Raw genomic sequence first — 24,906 nt, forward strand, 5'->3', positions numbered from 1 at the left:
TGCCGACGCCTCCGCCTCGATGTCGGCGTTCGCCTCGCGGCGAAGGCCGACCTACGGGAAACCCTTGGAAATCAAGCTATCGATACGTCCCTCAATCCAGCCTGTAGCGCCGCCCGTTGCCGACATAGTCCTCCAGCAGCACGTCCTTCAGGACGACCGGCCCCGCCACGTCGGCCGGCAGGGTCAGGGTGGTGCGGTAGCTCTGCGAGGAGTCGTTGAACCTCAGGTAATCGGTGTAGAAATTGCCGCCGACCGCCACGGTGACCGCCGCCGCCTGGCGCAGGCCGGAGCGGTCGCGGGCCTTGACCTCGATGGTCAGCCGGCCGCCGCGGTCGATCCGGCGCGGCTCGGCGCGGCCGTCGAGGAGTTCCGGCGGCTCCTGGTCCAGGCTGACGATCCAGCGCTCGATCCCGGTATTGCCGACCCGGTCGGTCGCCAGCATCTCGATTCGGTTCTCGCCGGCCGTCAGCTCGACCTGTTCCTTGAACCGGCCCTCCAGCTCAGGCACCGGGCGGCCGTTCACCAGCAGGACGGCGCCGGGCTCGACGCGGCCCTGGAGCGGGAGCCACTGGACGTTGGTCACGGCAGGCGGCTGCTCGTCCAGGGTGATCCGGGGGGCCTCGCGGTCGATGGTGGCCCGGAACGTCTCGTCGGTCGTGACGCCGTTGGGCGTGGTCACGGTCAGGGTCAGCGCCTCCTCCGCCTGATCCAGGGGGACCGTGAGCCGGAACCGGCCGGCGGGATCGCTGAAGGTCGAGGCGCGCAGGGGTCCCGACGCGGAACGGACGCCGATCCTGGCATCCGCCTCGGTGGCGCCGGACAGGACCAGGGGGCTTCCGCCGGTCACGAAATGGCGCGGCCCGATACGGGGCAGGTCGGCGTCGTAGGCGACCGCCGCCGTCCCGGCCGGCGTGAAGGTGAAGGACCTTGCCCGCTCGGTCCGGTTGCCGGCGGGGTCGGTGGCCTCGATGCGGACCTCGTTCGAGCCCTCGGCGGGCTGGAAGGCCAGCTCGAACGACCCGTCCGGGCCGACCGCCAATGGTTGGCCCCGGAAGGCCAGCGCCGAGTCCGGTTCCGCCGTGCCCCGGACCAGGACCGGCGCCTCCTGAAGGATGGTGCTATCAGCCGGTTCGCTGATCGCGAGGTAGGGCGGCGTGGTGTCGGTGCGGATGTTGAAGCGGTGCGCGGCGCTGCGCTCCCCCGGCAGCCCGAACTTGTCCAGCGCCGCCACTCGCCAATAATAGGACCCGACCTCCAGCCCGGGCAGGGCCAGGCGCGGCTCGGGCAGGCCCCAGCGGCTGTCCACCAGCTGCTGGAACACCTGGTCATGGCCGACCTCCAGCCAGTAGCCGGTCGATCCCGGCACGACGGCCCAGGCCAGCTCCGCGTCGGCGTTGAAGACGGTCGCGTCGTCCCGCGGGGCGATGATCTCGGGCGCCGGCATCACCGCGACCGCCTCGGCCGGGGCCTGGCCCGCCGGGACCACGGTGCCCTCGTTGCGGCCCAGCGTGACGCTGGAGCCCCGGGCGGCGACCTCCAGCGTCGCGTCGTCGTAGTTGGTGAACTTGGAGCCCTGGCGGTCCCGCTCGACCCAGAAGCTGGTCGAGTTGATCTGGGTCTGCACGTCGGGGATCTCCAGCTCGAAGGTCTTGCGCCGGCTCTTGCCCGACAGCAGGGCGTAGAAGTCCCCTTCGATCAGGTTGACCTTGGCCTCCTGCGCCCGCTCCAGCGGATCGGCCCGCATCCGGATGATGACGGCCTCGGAATTGGCGTTGAGGCGCAGGCGGCTCTCGTCGCGGAAGGTGATCTGGGCGGTCGAGCGGGACAGGGTGCGGACGCGCTCCTCCTCGACCAGCGTCGATCTCAGCGGCCGGTCGGCCCAGACCAGGTCGCGCGGCCGGCGCCCCTCGACCTCTCCCTGCCGGTCGCTGAGCAGGGCCTCCACCGCGGCGTCGCGCGCCTTCAGGGCCAGTTGCAGGGCCTGGTCGGCCGCCTTCTCCGCCCGCCCGGCCAGATCGACGGCGGCCGACCATTCCCCGGCCTGCCGCCTGGAGAGCGCCTGGTCGTGCAGGTCCACCGCCTGCTCGATCTCCCCGGCGGCGAAGACCTTGGCCCCGGCCTCCGTCGCGGAGCGGATATGGTCCAGGGCGGCGGCCAGCGCCCGGTTGGCCCGGCTGACCTGGGTGGCCGGGATGCGCAGCTCCACGCCGGGCCTCGCGTCGGCGACCGAGGCGAGGCCGCTGGCGCGCAGGATTTCCGTCCACAGGTTCGGGTCGCCCAGGTGCAGGCGGGCCAGCTCGCGCAGGCTCTGCCCCTCGGCGAGCCTGTGCCTGAGGAAATCGTCCTCGGCGGAGAATGCCGGCAGCGGAGCGGCGGACAGCAGCAGGGCCAGGATGAAGTGAGCGGCGCCCTGGGCGAGCGCACCGCGGCGACCCTGGAGGCGGTCACTATCTTCCATCTCAGGCCTGCCCGCCTTTAAGTTAATTCCCTTATTGTTATCATCGGATGCCGAAACAGTCGCATTCGCAAAAGAGGCATACCCCGGTGGCCAGCCGGGGTTTTCCCTATTTGCTCTCCGTCACCGGCGTGGGGGAGGCCCCGGCGCGCCGTCCCGCCAGCTGCACGGCGACTAGGCCCGCCAGCAGGGTGAAGCCGATTCCGTCCGTCACCAGGCCCGGCTTGATCAGCACCAGCGCCGCCAGGAACATCACGACCCGCTGCACCGCCGGCAGGGGTGCCAGCAGGAAGCCGTGGAGCGAGGCCGCCAGCGCCACCACGCCGATGGTGGCGGTCACGACCGACCACAGGATCACGTACCACTCGCCGATCATCAGCAGGGACGGCGAGAAGACGAACATGTAGGGGATGATGAAGCCGGTCAGCCCCAGCTTGACCGCGGCCCAGCCGCTGTCCCACAGGCCCGCCTTGGAGATGCCGTTGGCGGCATAGACCGCCATGGCGACCGGCGGCGTGATGGCGGACAGGATGGCGAAGTAGAAGACGAACATGTGCGCCGCCTCCACCCTGACGCCCAGCGTCACCAGGGACGGCACCAGCAGCGCCACCTGGACGATGTAGGCCGGGGTGGTCGGCATGCCCATGCCCAGGATGATGCCGGCCAGCATGGTCAGCACCAGGGCCGGGATCAGGCTATTCTGGGCGGCGGCGATCACGACGCCGGTGAAGGTCAGCCCCAGGCCGGTCTGGGCGATCACGCCGATCACGATGCCGGCGCAGGCGCAGGCCAGCGCCACGCCCAAGGTGTTGCGGGCGCCGTTCTCCAGGGCGTCGATCAGGGCCGCCACCGTCATCTCGTGCCGGGTGGTCCTGCGCATCAGGGTGACCGGCGGGATCGAGACGATGCCGATCAGGGCGGCGTACGGGGCGCTGAAACCGGCCATGAGCACGCCCACGATGATCACCATGGGCAGGAATAGGTGGCCGCGCTCCACCAGCACTTCGCGGACCCGCGGCAGATCGGCCTTGGGCATGCCGACCATGCCGACCCGGCGCGCCTCGAAATGCACCGCGGCGAAGACCGCGAGGTAGTAGAGCACCGCGGGGATCAGCGCGTAGGCCGCGACCTGCAGGTAGCCGACCCCCAGGAACTCCGCCATGACGAAGGCGGCGGCGCCCATGATCGGCGGCATGATCTGGCCGCCGGTGGAGGCCACCGCCTCGACCGCGCCGGCGAAGGCCGGGCGGTAGCCGATGCCCTTCATCAGCGGGATCGTGAAGGTGCCGGTCGTCATGACGTTGGCGACGGCGCTGCCGGAGATCGTGCCGAACATCCCGCTGGTGATGACGGACACCTTGGCCGGGCCGCCCGGCGTGTGGCCGGTCAGGGCCAGGGCGAAGTCCATGAACAGCTTGCCGGCCCCGGTCCGCTCCATCATGGCGCCGAAGATGATGAACAGGATCACGTAAGTGGCCGACACGCCGAGCGGGATGCCGAAGATGCCCTCGGTCGTCAGGTACATCTGGTCGACCAGCAGCTGCGGCGCGATGCCGGCGCCGAACAGGGCGTAGGCGGCGAACAAGGCGGCGGTGACCGGCAGCGCCCACCCGACGACGCGCCGCGACGCCTCCATCACCAGCAGGATCAGCAGGGTGCCGAACACCATGTCGCCGGTGGTCAGGTCCTCGACATAGGCGTAGCGGGTCAGCACATAGTCGAGGTTGCCGAGAAGATAGCCGATCGCGGCGAGCGAGGCGGCGACCAGGACCAGCTCGGCGACGCCCGGCAGGTCGCCCGCCGCCTTCCTCCTTCCCGGAAGCAGCCCGACCGGATGGAGCAGGTAGACCAGCACCAGGGCGAAGGCTAGGTGCGTCCCGCGGAACGTGAAGACCTCGGGCGTTCCCGTGAAGGCCACGTAGAGGTGATAGGTACTCATGGCGACCGCGATGGCGGTCACCAGATAGCCGAAAATACGCTGGGCGCTGCTCATGATGGCACCGGTTCCGCAGGGCACGGGAAACTGGGCCGCCGCTCCCCCGGGGGCGGGGAAGCGGCGGCTTCGGATGAAGGGCTCAGGAAACCGTCGTCACAGGGCGTTCTGTTCCCGATAGTACTTCTCCGCGCCGGGGTGGAACGGCACGCCCACGTCGGTCGCCATCTGCTTCACGTCCAGCCCCTTCAGGGCCGACACGACGCCGGACAGGTTGTCCAGGTTCTCGGCCAGCGCCTTGGTGATGGAGTAGGCGGTCTGCTCCGGCATCTTGCAGGAGCCGAACAGGTGGGTCCAGGTGCCGAAGGTCTGCACGTCGTCCTCCTGCTTCGGATAGGTGCCGGCCGCGATCGTTCGCTTGTCGTACCCCTCGTTCTTGGAGCGCAGCTTCTCCAGGCTCTCGTCGGGGACGTTCAGCACCGAGATGTCGCGCGAGGTGGCGAGGTCCATGATGGAGGAGGCGGGGATGGTCGTGATCAGGGTGAAGCCCTGGATATGCCCGTCCTGCATCAGCGAGACCGCGTCGGTGTAGGAGACGAAGTTCACCTTGCTCATGTCGTCATAGGAAAGGCCGTAGGTCTCCAACAGGTCGCGCGACATCTGCTCGGCCGTATTGCCGCGCGGCTGAACGGCGATGGCCTTGCCCTTCAGGTCGTCCACGCTGTCGATGCCCATGTTCTTCGGGGCGACGACCTGGAAATACTGGAAATACAGGCTGGCGATCTGGCACAGGTTCTCCGCCTTGGCCTTGAACGGGTCGCGCCCGTGGACCGCGTCCACGGTGGAGACCGAGTTGCCGAAGCCCAGCTCCGCCTTGCCGTTCTCGACGCCGATGGCGTTGATGATGCCGGCGCCGGGCTGCACCTGGACCGAACTGCCCGGCACTGCCTTCTGGATGATGTTCTGGATGGCGCCGCCCAGCGGGTACCACGACCCGCCCTGCGGGCCGGTCATCAGGCGGAACGTCTCCGCCCCGGCCCCGCCGGCCGCGAGGCCGGTCCCGAGCGCCACGGCGGTGCCGAGGACGGCGCGCTTGAAGGTGCTGTTCTTGCTGGTCATGTCCGTTTCCTCCGTTTCGGGTTTTCTTGTTCGTTCGGTGTTTCGAGGGTCCTAGGCTCCCTCCTCCTCCGCTTCCAGCAGGAAGGCGGCTCCGCCGTCCCGGGCCAGCCGGCGCAGCAGGCCGACCTGGTCCGGATGGAGCGGGATGCCGTTGGCCCGGCGGTCGGCCCTGCTGTCCGCCTCCGGGTCGCCGTGGACCAGGACCGGCTGTCCGGGGTCGGCGCGCGGACAGCCGTGCAGCGCGTCGATCAGCCCGTCCAGGTCGGTTTCGAACTCGCCCTCGTCCCTGAAGGCCTTGGGATCGATGGTCATGAAGAAATGGCCGACGCCGTAGGCGCCCGGCGCCTCGCCCCGCAGCGCCGCGATGCTGCCGCCGGACAGCACGCTGGACAGGATCTCGACCATCGCGGCGAGGCCGTAGCCCTTGTGCCCGCCCATCTCCCGCGTGCCGCCCAGCGGCGTCATCAGCCGGTGAGCCAGCGCTTCCCGGGGATCGGTCACCGGGCGGCCCGCCTCGTCGAGCGCCCAGCCCTCCGGCACCGGCTTGCCCGCCATGGCGGCCAGCCGCAGCTTGCCGATCGCGGCGGTCGAGGTCGCCATGTCCAGGACGAACGGCCGGTTCGCCGAGGCTGGCGCCGCGAAGGCCAGCGGGTTGGTGCCGAACATGGCGCGCGTGCCGAAGGTCGGGACGATCGCCGCCTTGTGGACCGCGCTGGTGGAGATGCCGATCAGCCCGGCCTCGGCGGCCATCGACGCGTAGATACCGGCGGCGCCGTAATGGTTGGAATTGCGCACCGTCACCGCCGCCAGTCCGGCAGACCTGCCCTTGGCGATCGCCATTTCCATGGCCAGGACCGAGGGCGCGTGCCCGAGCCCGCCGCCGCCGTCCACCACGGCGGTGACCGGCGTCTCGCGGACGACCCGGATGTCCGGCCGCAGGTTCAGCCTGCCGTCCCGGCGCAGCGTGTCGTAGACGTCCATCATGGTGACGCCGTGGCTGTCGATGCCGCGCAGGTCGGCTTCGACCATGACCCGGACGGTCGGCTCGATCACGTCGGCCGCCATGCCCCAGGCGGCGAAGATCGCGGCGAGCTGGGCTGCGACGGCATTCTCGGGAATCCTGACCGTGTTCGTTCCGGTCACTGGACCTCCGGCCTTCCTGCTTGAAGCTTCTGGGCGGGCCTTGTCATGCGGCGGGCTCCGGATCAGGCGATGGGTCGCCGAACCGTAACCCAGGGAAATCACACTTGTAAACAACCGGTTCGGTTGTCAGGCAGGCGCCCTGACTTGTAAACTCCGCGGCACCATGCCCACGCCCAACGTCCACAGGGATACCTGCCCATGAGCGCAGCCCCCGGCGACGGTCCGGCCGCGCCCGTCCAGGCCCGGCAGACCCAGGCCCGGCAGACCAAGCTGAGCGACAGGATCTACGAACAGGTCCTGGGCCTGATCGTCAACGGGGAGTTCGCGATCGACGCGAGGCTGCCTGCGGAGGCGGACCTCTCGGCCCGCTTCGCGGTCTCCCGCCCGATCGTGCGCGAGGCGCTGGCGCGGCTGCGCGACGACGGCGTGATCGTGTCACGCCAGGGGGCGGGAAGCTTCGTCAGGCGCCGGCCCGACCGGGACGTGCTGCGCATGGCCCCGGTCGGCAGCATCGCCGACATCCAGCGCTGCTTCGAGTTCCGAGTCGTCATCGAGGGCGAGGCCGCCGCCTTCGCCGCCGCCCGCCACGACCAGGACACCCTGGCCGACATCGGCGCGGCCTTGAAGGCGCTGGACGCGGTCATCGCCTCGGGCAGCCTGGGCGTGGAGGCGGACCTGGATTTCCACCTCTCGATCGCCCGGGCCGCGCGGAACCACTTCTTCGAGGCGACCCTGCAATCCATCCTGACCCATGTCGGGTTCGCCATGAACCTCGCCCGCAGCCTGTCGCTGGCCCGCCCGATCGAACGCCTGCACCAGGTCCAGGCCGAGCACATCGCCATCTTCGAGGCGATCCGCGCCCGCGACGCCGAAGGCGCCCGGCAGGCCATGCGCACCCATGTGGACAATGCGCGCCACCGGGTGTTCGAGGGTCAGTAGCCTTCCGGCCCCATTGGTGGTTCAATGGGTCGAATGCGAATGAAACCGGAGGGAGACGGCGATGGCAGTGCTTGCCAACCAGCGCGTGGCCTATTTCAACGGGCGGATCGTTCCCGAGCGCGAAGTGGTCGTACCGTTCCGCGACCGCAGCTTCCTGCGCGGCGACGCGGTGTTCGACAGCACCCGTACCTTCGGGGGCCGGCCGTTCCGCCTCCGTCAGCATGTCGACCGGCTCTACCGCTCGCTCAAATACCTTCGGATCGATCCCGGCCTGACGCCGGACGAGATGCTGTCGATCAGCGAGGAGGTGCTGGCGCGCAACGTCCATCTGCTGGACGAGAACAGCGACTACTGGATCAGCCAGCGCGTCTCGCGCGGCACCGACGCCGCCGGCGACGAGGGGTGGGAGCACAGCGGCCCGACCGTGATCGTCGAATGCATGCCGATTCCGCTGAAGAAGCGGGCCCGGCTCTACCGCGACGGCATGGACGTGGTCGTCCCCGCCGTCCGCCGGACCCCGCCCGAGGCTTTCAGCCCCCGCGCCAAGACCCACAACTACCTGAACCTGGTCATGGGCGACATGGAGGCCCACGCGGTCGATCCCGACGCCTGGGCCGTGCTGCTCGACGTGAACGGCAACCTGGCGGAGGGAACGGGCAGCAACATCTTCCTGGTCCGCGACGGGCGCCTCCACACCCCGCAGGAGCGCTATGTCCTGCCCGGCATCAGCCGGCGCGTCGTCATGGACCTGGCCGAGGCCGAGGGCATACCGCTGGTCGAGGCCGACCTGGACCTGTACGACGCGGCGACCGCGGACGAGATCTTCATCACCTCCACCAGCCTGTGCATCTGCCCGGTGCGCAGCGTCAACGGCAACCCGGTCGGGGCCGTCCCCGGCCCGATGACCAGACGGCTGACCGACGCCTATGTCCGCCACGCCGGGTTCGACTTCGTGGCCCAGTATCTGCGCCACCTCGATACGGCAGCCGTTGGCCGATGACGTCGATAACGCTGAACGAGGTCTCGAAGCATTACGGGCCTTTCCGCGCCGTCGACGGCATCGACCTGGAGGTGCGGCAGGGGGAATTCGTCACCATCCTGGGGCCGAGCGGGTCGGGCAAGACCACGGTCCTCAGCATGATCGCCGGCCTCAACCACCCGACCCGCGGCAGCATCTGGCTGGGCGGGCGCGACGTGACCTGGATGAAGGCGGCGGAGCGGAACGTCGGGCTGGTGTTCCAGAGCTACGCCCTGTTCCCGCATATGACGGTCTTCGACAACGTCGCGTTCCCGCTGACGGTGCGCAACGTGTCGAAGGCGGACATCCGCACCCGCGTGGACCGGGCGCTCGCCGTCGTCCGGCTGGACGGGTTCCAGAAGCGCAAGCCGCAGCAGCTTTCCGGCGGGCAGCAGCAGCGGGTGGCGTTGGCCCGGGCGATCGTGTTCCAGCCGGACATCCTGCTGCTCGACGAACCGCTCGGCGCGCTGGACCGCAAGCTCCGCGAGGAGGTGCAGGTCGAGCTGCGGCACCTCCAGCGCACGCTCGGCATCACCACGATCCTGGTGACCCACGACCAGGAGGAGGCGCTGTCCCTCTCCGACCGGATCGTCGTGCTGAGCGAGGGCAGGGTGCAGCAGATCGCTACCCCGCAGGACGCCTACTTGAAGCCGCGGACCCGCTTCGTCGCCGAGTTCCTGGGGACCGCCAACCTGTTCGAGGGGCGCCTGGAACAGGGCGGGACGCTGGCGCTGGCCGACGGCTCCCGCCTGGCGGCGCCGTCCTCGGACCTGCCGGCCGGCGCCGCCGTCGTGGCGATCGTCCGGCCGGAGCGCATCCAGCTCGACGACTCGGAGGAGGGCGGCCGGGACGGCGTTCCCGCGGTCATCGAGGACATGGTCTATCTCGGCCAATCCATCCGTTATCATCTCCGCCGCCCCGACGGCCAGGGCGCGGTAGTCCTGTCCCTGGACCGGGGCGGCCGCTTCGGCCCCGGCCAGCCGGTCCGCCTGAACTGGCAGCCGGAGGATGTCTGGATCATCCCGGGGTGAGGGGAGGAGGCCCGCCCGCTCGCCCGCAGTCGAGTCCGACATGGGAACCGGAAAGCGGTGGGAGGTAGCCGCGGCGCGGTGATGACCTCCGTGCTAATCGCGGGACGCCGCTGAATTCACTCCGGAACCTTTCAAATTCGCTTCATGTAAAAAAGTGAAAAACGGCCGGCCGCACCCTTTCGGATGCGGCCGGCCGTCTTTGCGGACGCGCAGGAGATGTCGTCTGTCCGTCGATCAGTACGGGCAGTTCACGACCGCCGCGGGGGAGAGGACGGACGAAACCTGGCCCAGCACGGCCACCGAGGCGACTTCGGTGACGCCGGTCTGGGCCATGATGAAGCCGTCGATGTTCAGGCCGAAGCCGGTCTGGGAGCCGAAGGTCTGGGCGCAGGTCCACTGCGTGCCGCCGTTCGGGGTTGTGGTCTTGTTCATGGTGGAGATGTTGAAGCAGTTGCCGCCGTTGGTCGGGACGGTCAGCGTGAAGGTGCCCATGCCGGAAGTCCACTCCGTACCGGCGCCCTTCCCGTAGAAATTGTTCGCGGCGACGACGACCGTCCCGCTGGTGTTGGTCAGGGTGTTGCCGATGGCGGTGATCACCACGCCCACCTCGGACGCGACGGTCGCACTGGCGGAGACGGTCGAATTCGAGTTGAGGCAGAAAGCGTAGTCCTGCGCGACGGTCTGGGCATTCGCCGCGCCCGAGGCGGCGGTAAGCGCGGCAATGGCTGCACCGGCAATCAGAAGAGCCTTACGCATGAAATTACTCCACAGGAAGTGCGATTGATCGACAAGATCAACATAACACTATTGATCTAAAACTTAAGCCAAAAACAGCGTAACGATCGATTTTTCTGTTTCGAATACTCTTGTATGGCAAGTATTACTTCGGTTTAACATTGCGATATCTACTATTACAATCCAGTTATATGATCAATAGTCAGCTCCAATGGATTTGGCGCGCTATCCGCATAAAGGCTTTGGTCAGGTTGATCTGCTGGAAAATGGTCGCCGAATCGAATGAGCGCGCCGCCGCCATGGCGATCGCCCAGCCGGAGCGCCTGTCCAAGATCCGGCCAGCCGGTTCGCTTGGCATGTCAAACGGAAGGTGTCTTGATCATCCCGGGCGATAGACGGAGACCGGCCCGTCCGCGGTCGAGATCGCAGTTGCCACTGGACCAGGCAAGGGCTGGACCCTCATGGCCGACCAACGGCGAAACCCCTGGCGGTGGTCACCGGCGCCTTCTCCGGAAGCAACGGCAGCACTGATGGAAACGGTCGAAGTCGTGACGAGGCAGAAAGCGTAGTCCTGCGCGACGGATTGGGCATTCGCCGCGCCCGAGGCGGAGGTGAGCGCGGCAATGGCATCGCGATGCCTTGGCCCGGCTGCCCGGGCCGGATCGACCTGATCGGCCACTTCCGAAATCGGCCCGCGAACACCGACCTGCCGGGCGAACCGAATCAGCCCGGAGAGCCGAGGACCTGCCCGTTCTCCGCCAGGAAAGCCTCGAACGAATCGACGAAGCCGTCGTGGTCGGCGTCGGTCAGGGGCAGGGACAGGCTCAGGAAACCGCGGTGGGCGAAATAGAAGCCCTTGGCCATCATCTCCAGGTGGAGCAGCGCGCGCGCGGCCTCCGGCGTCTCCTCGGCGTCGGCCGGCCGGTGGATGGGGCGGGTCTGGAAATGGATGCCCAGGATCGAGCCCACGCCGGTCGCCAGGACCGGCACGCCCGCCCGCTCGCCCGCCTCGTTCAGCCGGCGGCGCAGCGCGTCGCCCCGTCCGTTCAGGCGGTCGGCGGCCTCCGGCGTGTAGAGCTTCGTCAGCCCGGCGACGCCGGCAGCCATGGTCAGGACGTTGTTGTTGAAGGTTCCCGCATGGGCCCAGGCATCGGGCCGGCGCGGGTCGTAGTGCGCCATCAGGTCGGCGCGGCCGCCGAACGCGCCGAAGGTCAGCCCGCCGCCCAGGTACTTCCCGAAGGAGGTCATGTCCGGGACGATCCCCAGTTTCGACTGCAATCCGCCCGGCGACAGGCGCGAGGTCATCACCTCGTCGAAGATCAGCACGACGCCGTGCCGGGTCGCCGCGTCGCGCAGCGCCTGGAGGAATTCCGGGGTGCCGGCGATGCAGCCGCCGGCGCCCATCATGGGCTCGACGATGATGGCGGCCAGGTCGCCCGCATGGCGTTCCACCAGCTCGACGGCGGCCTGGGGATCGTTGTAGGGCGCCGTGACCGTCGGGATCGGCAGGTTGATCGGCGAGCGCTTCTTGCCGAAGGTCAGCACGCCGCCATGGTAGGCGCCTTCGAACACCATCGCGCGGGACCGGCCGGTCGCGGCCCGCGCGGTCATCAGCGCCATCAGGTTGGCCTCGGTGCCCGAATTGCAGAACCGCACCAGGTCGACCGAGGGGAAGCGCCCGCAGATCAGGCCGGCCAGCTCGACCTCGTAGCGGTTCGGCCCGCCCAGCACGATGCCGCTGTCCAGCGCCTCGACCACCGCCTGCCGGATCACCGGATTGGAATGCCCGTAGAGGCCCGCCGTGTATTCGCCCAGGAAGTCGAGATAGCAGTGTCCGTCGGCATCCCACAGCCGGGCGCCCTCGCCCCGCTCGATGGTCACGGGAAAGGGCGGATGGAACAGGACGGTCCGGGTATTGCCGCCGGGCAGCGTCCGGCACGCCGTCTCGTACCGCCGCTGGCTGATCGGGTTACTCTCGATGAAGCGGGCAGTCGCGTCATGTAGTGCCGCATCAAGCGAAATGTTCCGAAGTGATAATCCGGCCATAATACTTTCCCCCGTCCGGCTGGTTTTCTTGTCGTTTCAATTCGTTGCACGTCCGTCGCTTTGGTGCAATCCTTCGAGAATTGAATGACAGGGAGCGGACAATGATAAATCCAGCGAAGAATCCAGCAACGATCATTGCCAGGGCAGCCCTTTTCGCCGGATCGCTCGTCGCGGCGACTTCGCTGGGCACCGTGGCGCATGCCCAGCTCAAAGAGATCCGGATGATGGAGGCCGGCGGCGCGTCCGGCGAGTCGATCGAGGAGGGGTACCTGAAGCCTTTCACGGAGAAGACCGGCATCAAGGTCGTCCGGGAAAGCCCGTGGTCGCTCGGCAAGCTTCGGGGCATGGTGGAGACCGGCGTCATCACCAACGCCATCGTCGAGCTGGACAGCCTCGCGGTCGAGCAGGCCAAGGCGCTGGACCTGCTGGAGCCGCTGGACTGGCAGGCGATCGATCCCATGCCGATCTTCGACGAGGCGCGGCAGGAGAAGGCGATCGGCTACCAGTACTACTCGACGCTGATGGCCTGGCGGGCCGACGCCAAGCCGGTATCGAGCTGGGCCGAGTTCTGGGACGTGGAGAACTTCCCCGGCAAGCGCGCGCTGCCCAATTATCCCACATACACCCTGCCCATCGCGCTGCTGGCCGACGGCGTCAAGCCGGAAGACCTCTACCCGCTCGACCTGGACCGCGCCTTCGAGAGCCTGGAGAAGATCAAGGGCCATGTCTCGGTCTGGTGGGACGCCGGAGCGCAGCCGCCCCAGCTGCTGAAGGACAACGAGGTCCAGTACGCGGTCGCCTGGTCCGGCCGGGTCGCCGGGCAGGAAGGGATCGGCTACACCTTCAAGAACGCCCTGCTCGACCTCGCCTTCTTCACCGTTCCCCGGGGCGCCAGCGCGGAGCAGAAGGCCGCCGCCTTCAAGATCATGCACGAGATGACGGTGCCGCAGAACCAGGCCGCCGCCGCCAAGGTCATCTCCTACACCGGCAACAGCCCGGACCTGGAGCCGCTGCTGCCCCAGGACAGGCTGAACGAGTTCCCGACCACCCAGGCCAACAAGGAGGTGCAGATCCTGCCCGAGCCGAAATGGTGGTTCGAGAACGCCGACCTGGTCGAGGAGCGCTGGCAGGAATTCAAGCTGGGCCTGTGACGCACCGGAGAAGGACGAGGCCAGGGACTCGAGAGTAAGATGTCTACCGCAAGATGGCGCCCGCCGCCCGGAGCGGCCTATGTCATGCCGCTCTTCCTCGCCATGCTGCTGGCGTTCAACCTGCCGATCCTCCTGATGCTCGGGCGCAGCGTTTCGGGACTGGAGTTCAGCCTTGAGCACTACCAGCGGCTGGTCGAGGCGCCGGTCTATCTGCGGGTGCTGGCGAACACCTTCAAGATCGCGGTGATCTCCACGCTCGCCTGCATGGTGCTGGGCTATCCGCTGGCCTACTGGATGCGCGGCCTGCGTCCGGGCTGGCAGCTCGTCGCGGTCTCGCTGGTGGTGCTGCCCTTCTGGGTCAGCATCCTGGTGCGGACATATGCCTGGATCGTCGTGCTGGGGAACGACGGCGTGGTGAACAGGACCCTGATGGGGCTGGGCCTGATCATCGATCCGCTGCCGTTCCTCTATGCCGAGCTGGGCGTGGTGATCGGCACGGCGAACATCCTGCTGCCCTTCCTGGTGCTGCCGCTGTTCGCCGCCATGCTGAAGATCGACGACCGGCTGCTGGACGCGGCGGCCTCGCTGGGGGCGCCGCCCCGGACGATCTTCCGGCGGGTGTTCTTCCCGCTCACCATCCCGTCCTTCGGGGCGGGGGCCGTGCTGGTCTTCATCCTGACGCTGGGCTTTTTCGTGACCCCGGCCATCCTGGGCGGCGGGCGGGTGCCGATGATCGCCAACATGCTGGAGACGCTGATCAACCGGATGCCCCGGTGGGAGCTGGCGGCCGCGATCTCCACCGTGCTGCTGGTGGTCACCCTGCTGTTCTTCGCGCTTTACCGGCGCCTGTCCGAAGCGTCGGAGGGCACCCTGCGATGAGGCGGCTCGGCGACCTGCCCCTGATGATCTACGGCGTGCTGGTGCTGCTGTTCCTGTTCCTGCCGATCGCCATCGTGGTGCCGATGTCGTTCTCGGCGGCCAGCTCGCTGACATTCCCGCCGACCGAGTTCTCGCTGCGCTGGTACCAGTCCTTCTTCCAGGACCCGCGCTGGATGGAGGCGATGCGCGTGTCGCTGCTGGTGGCCCTCCTGTCGAGCCTGCTGGCGCTGGCGCTGGGCAGCGTCGCGGCCTACGGGCTGGTGCGCGGGACCTTCGCCGGGCGCCGGCTGATCGACGCCAACTTCATGGCACCGATGATCGTGCCGCCGGTGATCACGGCGGTGGCGCTCTACATCGTGTTCGCCTGGGTCGGCCTGCTCGGCACGCTGCCCGGGCTGGTGATCGGCCACATGCTGCTGGGCGTGCCCTACGTGGTGCTGATCATGTCGGTGGCGATCCGGTCGTTCGACGTGCGGATCGAGCAGGTGGCCTTCAGCCTGGGCGCGTCCTGGTTCACCATGTTCCGCCGGGTGCTGCTGCCCAACCTGATGCCGAGCGCCTTCGCCGCCTGGATCTTCGCCTTCATCACCAGCTTCGACGAGGTGATCGTCACCCTGTTCGTGGCCGGCGCCTACCAGACGGTCCCGAAAAAGATGTTCAACGAGCTGGTATTGCAGATCAACCCGACCATCACCGCCATCGCGACCCTGCTGATCGCCTTCAGCGTCTGCCTGTTCGTCGTCTTCGCCCTGTTGATGCGCCGGGCCGGCCTGCTCGGGCCCCGGTGACGCTCGCGTGAAAAAAGTCCCGGCGGCGTGTCGGCCCGTGCCAGGCTGGTTCGTCATCTGGACAGGGAGGCCGGCGCGGCCTCGATCAGCGAAGGGGAAGCAAGACGATGCGCGTGATGGTTCTGGTGAAGGCGACCGAGGACAGCGAGGCGGGCATCCTGCCCTCGGCCGAGCTGATGGAGGCCATGGGCAGGTTCAACGAGGAGCTGACCAAGGCCGGGATCATGCGGGCCGGCGAGGGCCTGAAGCCGTCGTCGCAGGGCAAGCGCGTGGCCTTCGACGGCGCCGGCCGCACCGTCATCGACGGTCCCTTCGCCGCGACCCGCGAGCTGGTCGCCGGCTTCTGGCTGTGGGAGGTCAAGGACATGGCCGAGGCGGTCGAGTGGGTGAAGCGTTGCCCCAACCCGATGCCCGGCCCGAGCGAGATCGAGATCCGCCCGCTTTACGAGATGGCCGATTTCCAATAGTGGTCCTGCACAGTGTTTTTGATGACGTTCGGCGGAGTGCGGTAGGTCGGCCTTCGCCCGTCAGGGCGAACGCCGACACCCTGCGTCGACGCTCCGGCCACGCTGTCGGCGTCGGCCTTCGGCCGAGGCCGACCTACGATGAATCGATCGAAACCACTGTGCCGAGCCGATAGGTGGCCACCCCTCCTACATCTTCATGCCGGGCAGGTTGAGCGACGCGGTGTTGCCGCCGTCCACCGGCAGCGCCTGCCCGGTGACGTAGCTGGCGTCGTCGCTGGCGAGGAAGGCGATGACGGCGGCCACTTCCTCCGGCCTGCCGTAGCGCCGCAGCTCGCAGCGGGCGCCGAGCCGGTCGCCCTTGCCGACGGTACGGGCATGGTCGAAGATCCCCTGGGTCATGCCGGTCTCGATCAGGCCGGGGCAGACGGCATTGACCCGGATGTTCCACTGGCCAAGGTCGCAGGCGGATGTCTGGGTGAAGTTGATCAGCCCCGCCTTGGAGGCGCTGTAGGCGTTTCCCCCCGCACCCGACCTTATCCCCGCGACCGACGCGGTGTTGACGATGGCGCCGCGGCCGGCGGCCTGCATGGGACGCGAGGCGTATTTGGTGAAGTTGACCGCGCCGAACAGGTTGACCGCCATGACCCGCTGCCACTCGCCCAGGTCCTGCTCGGTCGCGATAGCCGTGCTGCCGCCCAGGATGCCGGCATTGTTGCACAGCACGTCGATGCGGCCGTACCGCGCCAGGACGTCGGCGACGCAGGCCTCCACCGCCGCCTCGTCGGCGACGTCCACCGCGAAGATGCCGGACCGCGCGCCGTCCGGCAGCGCGCCCGCGGTCCCGCGCAAGCCTTCCTCGTCGCGGTCGATCAGGGCGACCGCCGCCCCCTCGGCCGCGAGGCGCCACGCCGTCGCGCGCCCGATGCCGCTGCCCGCCCCGGTTACCAGGGCGACCCGATCCGTGAACCGCATGGATTTTCCTTCCCTCCCACAATTCCTGCCCGTCGTTCCTGAGGGCAGCGCGATAGCTATTGGCCAAACAACGCCAAGGCGGAACGAGCCAAGAGCATGACGGTCAGGCCGCCCGACCGGCGTGGCAGCATCGCCTCGTGTCCACTCGACTTTGGCCATCCTAAATGGGACTTTGATCAGGCCCTGATCCAGAAGAAGGGTTCCTCGGCGATGAAGTCGAGGGCGTCATCAAGGGGCATGATGGCGCCGAAGGGACCGGCGGGTCCCCAGGCGTCGCGTCGCCACCAGAGGACCTCGACCTCGTCGTCCTCGCCGGTCGGGCACAGGCGGGCGACCGGCGCGCCGGTGCGGGTGCTGACCAGCGAGTAGCCGTGACCGGCGCGCCGGGCGCGGACGCCACCTTGCGGCCAGGGGTGGGCGTGGATGCGCTGGAGCACGGGGTCGGTCTTGGCGGCCATGGCGATCTCCGCGGGGCGGGACTGTTGGGTCCAACACTCCAACCGCCCGGAGGGGACCATGGACCGCCCTGACCCGCCGCTGCCCGAGGCGTTCTGCCGCTGGCTCGCCCCGGCGCTCGCTGTGTTCTCGCCGACCTGCCGGCCCCAGGCCGCCGCGCTGGCGGTCGGCGCCCTGCTGGCGCTTGGCCCGCGCACCGTGGCCGGCGCGCTACGCGCGCTCGGCCTGGCCGGACGGGCCGATTTCGCCACCTTCCACCGGGTGCTCAGCCGCGACGTGTGGTCCGGGCTGGCGCTGGCCCGGCGGCTCACCCGGGCGCTGGTGCGCGTGTTCGCCCCGCTCGGCCCGGTGGTGGTCGGGCTCGACCACACCCTGGAGCGCCGGCGCGGTCCCCGGGTCCGGCCGGCGGCACACTACTACGACCCGGTGCGCTCCTCGCGCGGGCGCAAGGTCACCAGCCGCGGCCTGCGCTGGGTCTCGGCCATGCTGCTGGCCGAGGTGCCGTTCGCCCGCAAGGTCTGGGCGCTGCCGATGCTCAGCGCGCTGGCGCCGAGCCAAGCCTTCTGCCAGGCCGAGGGCCGGCGATACCGGCCGGTCACGGCGTGGGCGCTCAGCCTGCTGCGCCTGGTGCGGCGCTGGCTGCCGGGGCGCGCCATGGTCGCGGTGATGGACGGCGAGTTCGCCTCGGTCGGCCTGCTGCGCGAGTTGGGCCGCGCAATGACCGTGGTGACCCGGCTCCGCCTGGACGCCCGGCTGTTCGACTTCCCGGCCCCGCGCCCGCCCGGCCGGGGCGGTCGGCCCGCCACCAAGGGCAAGGCCCAAACCAAGCTGGCCAAGCGGCGGCACGACGCGGGCGAGCCCTGGCAGCGCTTCGCCCTGCTGGTCCGCACCGGGCGTCGCCACGCGCGGGAGGCGGAGTTCATCTCCGGCACCGCGCTGTGGCACCACCCGGGGGAGCCGCCGGTCGCGGTCCGCTGGATCCTGGTGCGCTATCCCGGGTCCAAGCGCGACCCCGACGCGTTGGCGTGCACCGACTTGACGGCCGACCCGCTGGTCATCCTCGGCTGGTTCTCCAGGCGCTGGCTGATGGAACTCACCTATGAAGAGGCGCGCGCCCACCTCGGCGTCGAGACCCAGCGCCAGCACGCCGACAAGGCGGTGTTCCGCACCACCCCGGTGCTGTTCGGCCTGTACTCGCTGGTCGCGCTCCATGTCCAGGCCTTCGCCGGCCAACTCGACCTGACCCCGCGCCGGGCGGCCTGGTACCCCAAGACCGCCCCGACCTTCGCCGACGCCCTGGCTGCCGTACGCATCGCCCTGTGGACCGACCTGAATTTCGTCACAGCCCTGGATCCCGGCGAAACCGTCCAAATTCCTCGCACCGTCTACGTCAGGCTCGTCCAGGCCGCCGCTTATGCCCCCTGACCTATCAAAACCAATCCGAAGCCGCTCGTAGTCCCATTTAGGATGGCCAAAGTCGAGGTCCACATACATGATTTATCTCTCCATCATGGGCTAACTCGGCCAGGACAACTTGAATTGCGCGCCTCCCTTGGGTGAAGGCGCGTAGCCAACTTGCCCTCCATGCGCCTGGGCAATAGCAGAAACGACAGCCAGTCCCAGCCCGCTTCCCTTGCGTCCAGTCGAGCGGGTCGAGGCGGCACGCCGGAACGCCTTGAACAGGTGTGGCGCGAAAGCGTCCGGAATTCCGGGTCCCTCATCCTCGACGATCAGGTGGCACCAGCCATTGTCCAGGCGCGTGCGGATGTTGATCGATCCCGGTGCGGCGTGCTGGCGGGCGTTTTCCAGCAGGGCCAGCAGCGCCTGCCGGATCCGGACCGCATCGCAGCGGACGTGGCGTTCGTCCAAATCCAGGACAGGCTGCTGCCCGGCCGACTGGAGGGAGCTTCTGAAGACGTCCACGACCGCCGCGATCTCGGCGGAAAGGTCGGTCTCCTGGATCTGGAGATCCAGATGTCGGCTTTCGGCCAGGCTGACCACCCGCAAATCCTCGATCAGCCTGGCCAGTCCCTCGACCTGGGTCAGCAGGCTTCTGAACTGGGCCTCGTCCGGCGGGAAGACACCTTCGGCCAAGCCCTGCAAACGGCCCCGCAGAATGGTCACCGGCGTGCGGAGTTCATGGGCGATCGCCGCGTTCCAGAACCGCTGCTCTTCGGTCACGCGTTGCAGCTCGTCGGCCAACGCGTTGAAATCGTCGGCGAGCAGGGCCGCTTCGCCCAGCGAGCGGTCGCCCGCGATGGCGCGGGCGCCCAGATCCCCTTTGGCGACGCGGCGGATGCCGTCCGCCACCGAGTTGAGCGGAACGAGGATGCGGCGCGCCAGATTGACGGCAACCCCGATCGCGATCACCAGCCCGGCCAGGGTGGTCGCAATCAGCCAAACCCACTCCGCACCGTTCGGCATCGAAGCCGCCGGATCGAATTGCTCGGGCCAATATGTGAATGCCACATAATAGAACGCATAGGATGTCAGCACCACCAGCAGCGTGACTCCAAGCGCAATCGCCGCCATGGACAGAACGATCTGCCGGCTGAGACCGACCAGCTTCATTCGCCGCTCCACAGCTTGTAGCCGACACCGCGAATTCCGACGGGAACGCCGGCGATGCCGGCGTCCTCCAGCTTCCTGCGCAGCTTGCTGATGTGGCTGTCCACCGTCCGCTCCAGGGCGTCGCCTTCCGGCAGGCAGGTGTTCAGCAGCTCGGCGCGGCTGAACACGCGCTTGGGAGCGCGCACCAGCTGCGCCAGCAGATTGAATTCGGTCAGGGTCAGGCTCAGGGACCAGCGGCGATTGTCGATCTCCACCGTGGCTTCATGGGTGTCCAGGTCGATCTGGAACGGAGCGGCGCGCAAGACACGCTGGTCCTGGCGGCCGGCGCCCGGCATCGACCGGCGCAGCACCGCCTGGGTGCGCGCGACCACCTCCGCCGGATTGAACGGCTTGACCACATAGTCGTCGGCGCCGATGCGCAGCCCCATCAGCTTGTCGATGTCCTGGTCCAACGCCGTCAGCATGATGACGGGGGTCGTGCCCCGGTGCCGGATCTCGGAGAGGACCTGCCAGCCATCGACGTGCGGCATCTGCACGTCCAGCAGCACGAGGTCGGGCTTGAGGGACCGGTGAAGCTCCAAGGCCCGGCGACCGTCGGCGGCGTAAGCGGTTCGCAAGCCGCTGCGGGCCAGATAGGCGGCAAGGATGTCGGCGATCTCCAGTTCGTCCTCGGCGATGAGGATCAGGGCCTGGGAGGCCGGGGCGGGATCGGGCAAAGGCATCATCGGCATCGCGGCTGCTCGCAGTTTTTTTCACTCTCCATCGAAGCTCCATACTAGCTCGAACGAAACGCAATCGGGTGCCGTCAGATTGCCGGCGTTCTTGCCGATACCGGCCTGCGCCTGAAGGAAAGCGGATGAGGATCGACCAATTGCGCCGTCATGGCGGCGCCTGTGCCCTGGTGGCGGTGATGCTGACGGGGTGTGAGCAATCCGGACCGGTCGCGGTCCCCCCAGCCCCGCAGGTGTCCGTTCTCACCGTCGCGCCATCCCCGCTGGAACTGACCGACGATCTGCCGGGCCGCGTCGCCGCGTTGCGGGTTGCCGAGATACGGCCGCAGGTCAGCGGCATCGTGCTGCGCCGAAGCTTCGAGCAGGGCAGCGAGGTGGCTGTCGGCCAGCCCCTGTTCCACATCGACCCGGCGCCGTTCAGGTCCGAGGTGGACATGGCCGCCGCCGCGCTGCGGCGGGCAACGGCGGGGCTGGAGCATGCCAGGGTGCAGGTGGCGAGGCTGCAGCCGCTGGTCAGGGCCGATGCCGTCAGCCGCCAGGTCTACGACGATGCGGTGTTCCAGCGCGATCAGGCCGTGGCCGACGTGGCGCAGGCCCGCGCGACCCTGGCCCGCCGCGAACTCGACCTGAAGTTCGCCACGGTGGAGGCGCCGATTTCGGGACGCATCGACCAGGCGCTGGTGACCGAGGGGACGCTGGTCGGCGGCAGCGACGGAGGTTCGATGGCGCGCATCCAGCAGATCGACCGGGTTTATGTGGACGTGCGCCAGCCGGCATCCTCGCTCGCTCCCCTGCGCAAGGCCATGGCCCTGCGGAAGGCGGAGTCCGGGGACGGCCTGCCGGTCGCCATTCTGCGCGACGACGGCGAGCCGTACGAGGCGACCGGGCAGGTGCTGTTCTCGGGCATCTCCGTCGATCCCGGCACGGGCGACGTGCTGCTGCGCATCCTTGTCGACAACCCGCGGCGCGACCTGCTCCCGGGCATGTTCGTTCGCGCGCGGGTGCCGCGCGCGAGCTACGCCGATGCCCTGACCCTGCCTCAGCAGGCGGTGGTGCGCGTCGGCGGCCAGCCGCAGGTGTGGACGCTCGACGGGAACGATCGGGCTTCCCTTAAGCCGGTGGAACTCGGCGAACTGGCGGACCGCCGCTATCGCGTCAGCGCCGGCCTCGAAGCCGGGCAGAAGATCGTGGTCGAGGGCATGGAACGCCTGTCCGAGGGCATCCCGGTGACCGCGCGTGACTGGCCGGTTTCCAAGCCCACCGCCACCGCCACCGCCGCCACCACCGCCACCGTCATGCGCTGAGCGAACAGGACGATTCCGCCATGCCTTGCTTCTTCATCCGGCGCCCGGTGTTCGCCTGGGTCATCGCCCTGTTCATCATCCTGTTCGGCGTGATCGCCATTCCACGGCTGCCGATCGCACGCTACCCCTCGGTGGCGCCGCCGACCGTCAGCATTTCGGCAACCTACCCCGGGGCCACGCCGCAGACGATGAACGACGGGGTGATCGGCCTGATCGAACGCGAACTGTCGAGCGTCAAGAACCTGCTCTATTTCGAATCGGTCTCCGACGCCTCCGGATCGGCGACCGTCACCGCCACCTTCAAGCCCGGCACCGATCCGGACATAGCCCAGGTCGATGTGCAGAACAAGCTGAAGTCCATCGAGCCGCGGCTGCCGCAGACGGTGCGCCAGAACGGGCTGAGCGTGGAATCTTCGTCGTCGGGCTTCCTGATGATCGTCGGGCTGAAGTCCGATGACGGCCGGTTCGACGAAACCGCTCTCGGCGACTACATGGCGCGCAACGTCGTCGAGGAGTTGCGGCGCATCGACGGCGTCGGCCGGGTGCAGCTGTTCGGTTCCGAGCAGGCGATGCGCGTCTGGGTCGATCCGGCCAGGCTGATGGCCCATGGGCTGTCGATGGGCGACCTGACGGCGGCCATCGGCCAGCAGAATGTCCAGATCGCTCCCGGCAGCGTCGGCGCATCGCCGGCGCTGCCGGGGCAGGCCGTGACGGTGCCGCTCACCGTCCAGGGACAGCTGACCACACCGGAGGAGTTCGCCGGCATCGTGCTCCGCGCGGCTTCCGACGGCTCGAAAGTGACGCTCGGCGATGTCGCGCGCGTCGAACTCGGCGCGCAGTCCTACAGCTTCATCAACCGGGAAAACGGCAAGGCCACGACCGCCGCGGCCGTGCAGCTCACGCCCGGCGGCAACGCGGTCAGAACCGCCGATGGTGTGCAGGCCCGCATGGAGGAGCTGAGCCGGACCCTGTCCGCCGGCATGAGCCATTCGATTCCCTTCAACACCGCTCCCTTCGTGAAGGTGTCGATCGAGAAGGTCATCCATACGCTGGCCGAGGCGATGCTGCTGGTCTTCCTGGTGATGTACCTGTTCCTCCAGAACCTGCGCTATACGCTGATCCCCGCCATCGTCGCGCCGGTCGCGCTGCTCGGCACCTTCGCCGTGATGCTGGCCGCGGGCTTTTCGATCAACGTCCTGACCATGTTCGGCATGGTGCTGGCCATCGGCATCATCGTCGACGACGCCATCGTCGTGGTCGAGAATGTCGAGCGCATCATGACCCGCGAGGGGCTGGCGCCCGGGGACGCGACGGTCAAGGCGATGAAGGAGATCACCGGTGCCGTGATCGGCATCACGCTGGTCCTGACCGCCGTGTTCATTCCCATGGCGTTGGCGAGCGGTTCCGTCGGCGTGATCTACCGGCAGTTCACGCTGTCGATGGCGGTGGCGGTCCTGTTCTCCGCCTTCCTCGCCCTCACCCTGACGCCGGCGCTCTGCGCGACGCTCCTCATGCCGGTCGACCCCGCGCATCCTGAAAAGCGCGGCTTCTTCGGCTGGTTCAATCGGGGCTTCGACCGCCTGACGCAGCGTTACGAGCGGCGTGTCGCCGGGCTGGTGGCGCGCACCGGGCGCGTGATGCTGGTGTTCGCGGCACTCGTCGCGGTCCTGGTGCTGGCTTTCCGGCAACTGCCCTCGTCCTTCCTGCCCGAGGAGGATCAGGGCTACTTCATGACCTCCATCCAGCTTCCCGCCGACGCCACGACCGAACGCACGCTGAGGATCGTCAAGACGTTCGAGGAGCATGTCGCCTCGCGCCCGGCAATCCAATCCAACCTGTCCATCGTCGGATTCGGCTTCTCGGGCTCCGGCACGAACGCCGCAATGGGCTTCACCATGCTCAAGGACTGGGGCGAGCGCGACGGCGCCACACCCCGGAGCGAGGCGGACCTCGCGCAGCAGGCCATGGCCGGCACGACGGAAGGCACGGTGATGAACCTGCTGCCGCCCGCCATCGAGGAGCTGGGCACCAGTTCCGGCTTCACCCTGCGCCTTCAGGACCGCGCCAACCAGGGTTATGCCGCGCTCAAGGCCGCAGAGGCGCGCCTGCTGGAACTGGCGGCGCAAAGCGAGGCCGTGACCGGCGTCTATTCCGACGGTCTGCCCGCCGGCGCCAGCGTCCGCCTGGACATCGACCGCGAGAAGGCCGAAGCGCTGGGCGTGGCGTTCACCAGCATCGGCGACACGCTGTCCGCGGCGACGGGTTCGAGCTACGTCAACGACTTTCCCAATGCCGGGCGCATGCAGCAGGTCATCGTCCAGGCCGAGGCATCGGCGCGCATGCAGATCGACGACGTGCTCAGGCTCCATGTCCGCAACGCGGCCGGCGGAATGGTGCCGCTGTCGGAGGTCGTCCGGCCGGCGTGGAGCGAGACGCCATCGCAACTCGTCCGTTACCAGGGGTTCCCGGCCGCGAGCATCTCCGGCAGTGCCGCGCCCGGCGTCTCCAGCGGCAGCGCCATGGCCGAGATGGAGCGGCTGGCCGCGCAGTTGCCGTCCGGTTTCGCCATCGCCTGGACCGGACAGTCGCTGCAGGAGCGGCAGTCCGCCGCCCAGGCCCCGATGCTGATGGCGCTGTCGATGCTGGTGGTGTTCCTCGTGCTCGCCGCGCTGTACGAGAGCTGGGCCATTCCGCTGTCGGTCATGCTGGTGGTGCCGCTCGGCCTTCTCGGCGCCGTGCTCGCGGTGACGCTGCGCGGCCTGCCCGACGACGTGTACTTCAAGGTCGGCATGATCACCGTGATCGGCCTGTCGGCCAAGAACGCCATCCTGATCGTCGAGTTCGCCAAGCAGCTGCACGAGGAGGGCATGGGGCTGGTGGAGGCCGCCGTGGCCGCCGCCCGCCTGCGCCTGCGCCCGATCCTGATGACCTCGCTGGCCTTCGGTCTCGGCGTCGTGCCGCTGATGATCGCCAGGGGCGCCAGTGCCGAGACCCAGCACGCCATCGGTACCGGCGTGTTCGGCGGCATGGTCAGCGCGACCGTGCTGGCGGTCTTCTTCGTTCCCGTCTTCTTCGTGCTTGTCATGGGCTGGAGGGAACGCCTCGAAACCTGGCGGATGAACCGCCGAACCGCCCCCGCACCTCGCCGGGCGGAAGGGGAATGACACC

The 24,906-nt window shown here is 68.5% G+C and carries 20 protein-coding genes; 10 read left to right on the forward strand and 10 right to left on the reverse strand.

Annotated elements, in window-relative coordinates:
- Nucleotides 1-91: 91 nt before the first annotated feature.
- The 4 genes from JL100_RS35945 to JL100_RS35960 all read right to left on the reverse strand — a co-directional run bounded on the left by JL100_RS35945 (nt 92) and on the right by JL100_RS35960 (nt 6,650).
- Nucleotides 92-2,458 carry a FecR domain-containing protein gene (locus tag JL100_RS35945; RefSeq protein ID WP_202685279.1) on the reverse strand — a complete coding sequence of 789 codons (2,367 nt, stop codon included), beginning with the start codon at nt 2,456-2,458 and terminating at the stop codon, nt 92-94.
- A 106-nt stretch (nt 2,459-2,564) separates the two neighbouring features.
- A complete protein-coding gene (locus JL100_RS35950) occupies nt 2,565-4,448 on the reverse strand; it encodes a TRAP transporter permease (protein ID WP_202685280.1) in 1,884 nt (627 codons plus the stop codon).
- 96 nt (nt 4,449-4,544) lie between these two features.
- Nucleotides 4,545-5,507 carry a TAXI family TRAP transporter solute-binding subunit gene (locus JL100_RS35955; RefSeq protein ID WP_202685281.1) on the reverse strand — a complete coding sequence of 321 codons (963 nt, stop codon included), beginning with the start codon at nt 5,505-5,507 and terminating at the stop codon, nt 4,545-4,547.
- 51 nt (nt 5,508-5,558) lie between these two features.
- On the reverse strand, nt 5,559-6,650 hold the full coding sequence (locus tag JL100_RS35960) for an Ldh family oxidoreductase (protein ID WP_202685282.1): 1,092 nt from the start codon (nt 6,648-6,650) through the stop codon (nt 5,559-5,561).
- 198 nt (nt 6,651-6,848) lie between these two features.
- On the opposite strand from JL100_RS35960, the gene JL100_RS35965 reads away from it, so the two are divergent.
- The 3 genes from JL100_RS35965 (at nt 6,849) to JL100_RS35975 (ending at nt 9,638) form a co-directional block, all read left to right on the forward strand.
- Nucleotides 6,849-7,589, forward strand: coding sequence for a FadR/GntR family transcriptional regulator (locus JL100_RS35965; protein ID WP_202685283.1), 741 nt, complete (start codon nt 6,849-6,851; stop codon nt 7,587-7,589).
- A 61-nt stretch (nt 7,590-7,650) separates the two neighbouring features.
- Nucleotides 7,651-8,589, forward strand: coding sequence for an aminotransferase class IV (locus JL100_RS35970; protein WP_202685284.1), 939 nt, complete (start codon nt 7,651-7,653; stop codon nt 8,587-8,589).
- Nucleotides 8,586-9,638 (forward strand): ABC transporter ATP-binding protein, encoded by a 1,053-nt coding sequence (locus JL100_RS35975; RefSeq protein WP_202685285.1) that lies wholly within the window; start codon nt 8,586-8,588, stop codon nt 9,636-9,638. Before JL100_RS35970 ends, JL100_RS35975 begins: the two co-directional genes overlap by 4 nt.
- A gap of 234 nt (nt 9,639-9,872) precedes the next feature.
- Here JL100_RS35975 and JL100_RS35980 read toward each other — a convergent pair whose 3' ends face one another.
- Together JL100_RS35980 and JL100_RS35985 are read right to left on the reverse strand one after the other, a co-directional pair.
- A complete protein-coding gene (locus tag JL100_RS35980; RefSeq protein WP_202685286.1) occupies nt 9,873-10,394 on the reverse strand; it encodes a hypothetical protein in 522 nt (173 codons plus the stop codon).
- 702 nt (nt 10,395-11,096) lie between these two features.
- Entirely contained in the window at nt 11,097-12,419 is a 1,323-nt protein-coding gene (locus JL100_RS35985) for an aspartate aminotransferase family protein (RefSeq protein ID WP_202685287.1), read from the reverse strand.
- Between the two features lie 101 nt (nt 12,420-12,520).
- Here JL100_RS35985 and JL100_RS35990 point away from each other — a divergent pair, with 101 nt between their 5' ends.
- The 4 genes from JL100_RS35990 (at nt 12,521) to JL100_RS36005 (ending at nt 15,704) form a co-directional block, all read left to right on the forward strand.
- The gene (locus JL100_RS35990) at nt 12,521-13,570 is read left to right on the forward strand and encodes an extracellular solute-binding protein (protein WP_202685288.1); all 1,050 of its coding nucleotides are present in this window, start codon (nt 12,521-12,523) and stop codon (nt 13,568-13,570) included.
- 39 nt (nt 13,571-13,609) lie between these two features.
- Nucleotides 13,610-14,449 carry an ABC transporter permease gene (locus JL100_RS35995; RefSeq protein ID WP_202685289.1) on the forward strand — a complete coding sequence of 280 codons (840 nt, stop codon included), beginning with the start codon at nt 13,610-13,612 and terminating at the stop codon, nt 14,447-14,449.
- Nucleotides 14,446-15,237 carry an ABC transporter permease gene (locus JL100_RS36000; protein ID WP_202685290.1) on the forward strand — a complete coding sequence of 264 codons (792 nt, stop codon included), beginning with the start codon at nt 14,446-14,448 and terminating at the stop codon, nt 15,235-15,237. The genes JL100_RS35995 and JL100_RS36000 overlap by 4 nt, the downstream gene beginning before the upstream one ends.
- 107 nt (nt 15,238-15,344) lie before the next feature.
- Complete coding sequence (locus JL100_RS36005; protein ID WP_202685291.1) at nt 15,345-15,704, forward strand: YciI family protein; 360 nt, start codon at nt 15,345-15,347, stop codon at nt 15,702-15,704.
- A 186-nt stretch (nt 15,705-15,890) separates the two neighbouring features.
- On the opposite strand, the gene JL100_RS36010 is transcribed toward JL100_RS36005, so the two are convergent.
- The gene (locus JL100_RS36010; protein ID WP_202685292.1) at nt 15,891-16,676 is read right to left on the reverse strand and encodes an SDR family NAD(P)-dependent oxidoreductase; all 786 of its coding nucleotides are present in this window, start codon (nt 16,674-16,676) and stop codon (nt 15,891-15,893) included.
- A gap of 176 nt (nt 16,677-16,852) precedes the next feature.
- Nucleotides 16,853-17,134, reverse strand: a complete 282-nt coding sequence (locus JL100_RS36015; RefSeq protein WP_202685820.1) for a hypothetical protein — start codon at nt 17,132-17,134, stop codon at nt 16,853-16,855.
- Nucleotides 17,135-17,192: 58 nt separating this feature from the next.
- Here JL100_RS36015 and JL100_RS36020 point away from each other — a divergent pair, with 58 nt between their 5' ends.
- On the forward strand, nt 17,193-18,557 hold the full coding sequence (locus JL100_RS36020; protein ID WP_228420846.1) for an IS701 family transposase: 1,365 nt from the start codon (nt 17,193-17,195) through the stop codon (nt 18,555-18,557).
- A 90-nt stretch (nt 18,558-18,647) separates the two neighbouring features.
- Here the strand turns inward: JL100_RS36020 and JL100_RS36025 are convergent, their stop codons facing one another.
- Both JL100_RS36025 and JL100_RS36030 read right to left on the reverse strand, forming a co-directional pair.
- Nucleotides 18,648-19,703, reverse strand: a complete 1,056-nt coding sequence (locus JL100_RS36025) for an ATP-binding protein (protein WP_202685540.1) — start codon at nt 19,701-19,703, stop codon at nt 18,648-18,650.
- Nucleotides 19,700-20,434 (reverse strand): response regulator, encoded by a 735-nt coding sequence (locus JL100_RS36030; protein WP_228421789.1) that lies wholly within the window; start codon nt 20,432-20,434, stop codon nt 19,700-19,702. The genes JL100_RS36025 and JL100_RS36030 overlap by 4 nt, the downstream gene beginning before the upstream one ends.
- Before the next feature lie 125 nt (nt 20,435-20,559).
- Between JL100_RS36030 and JL100_RS36035 the strand changes: the two genes are divergently transcribed.
- Nucleotides 20,560-21,738, forward strand: a complete 1,179-nt coding sequence (locus JL100_RS36035; protein ID WP_202685541.1) for an efflux RND transporter periplasmic adaptor subunit — start codon at nt 20,560-20,562, stop codon at nt 21,736-21,738.
- 20 nt (nt 21,739-21,758) lie between these two features.
- Nucleotides 21,759-24,902, forward strand: a complete 3,144-nt coding sequence (locus JL100_RS36040; protein WP_202685542.1) for a multidrug efflux RND transporter permease subunit — start codon at nt 21,759-21,761, stop codon at nt 24,900-24,902.
- Nucleotides 24,903-24,906: the final 4 nt, after the last annotated feature.

This window comes from Skermanella mucosa (genome assembly GCF_016765655.2).
Taxonomy (GTDB): domain Bacteria; phylum Pseudomonadota; class Alphaproteobacteria; order Azospirillales; family Azospirillaceae; genus Skermanella; species Skermanella mucosa.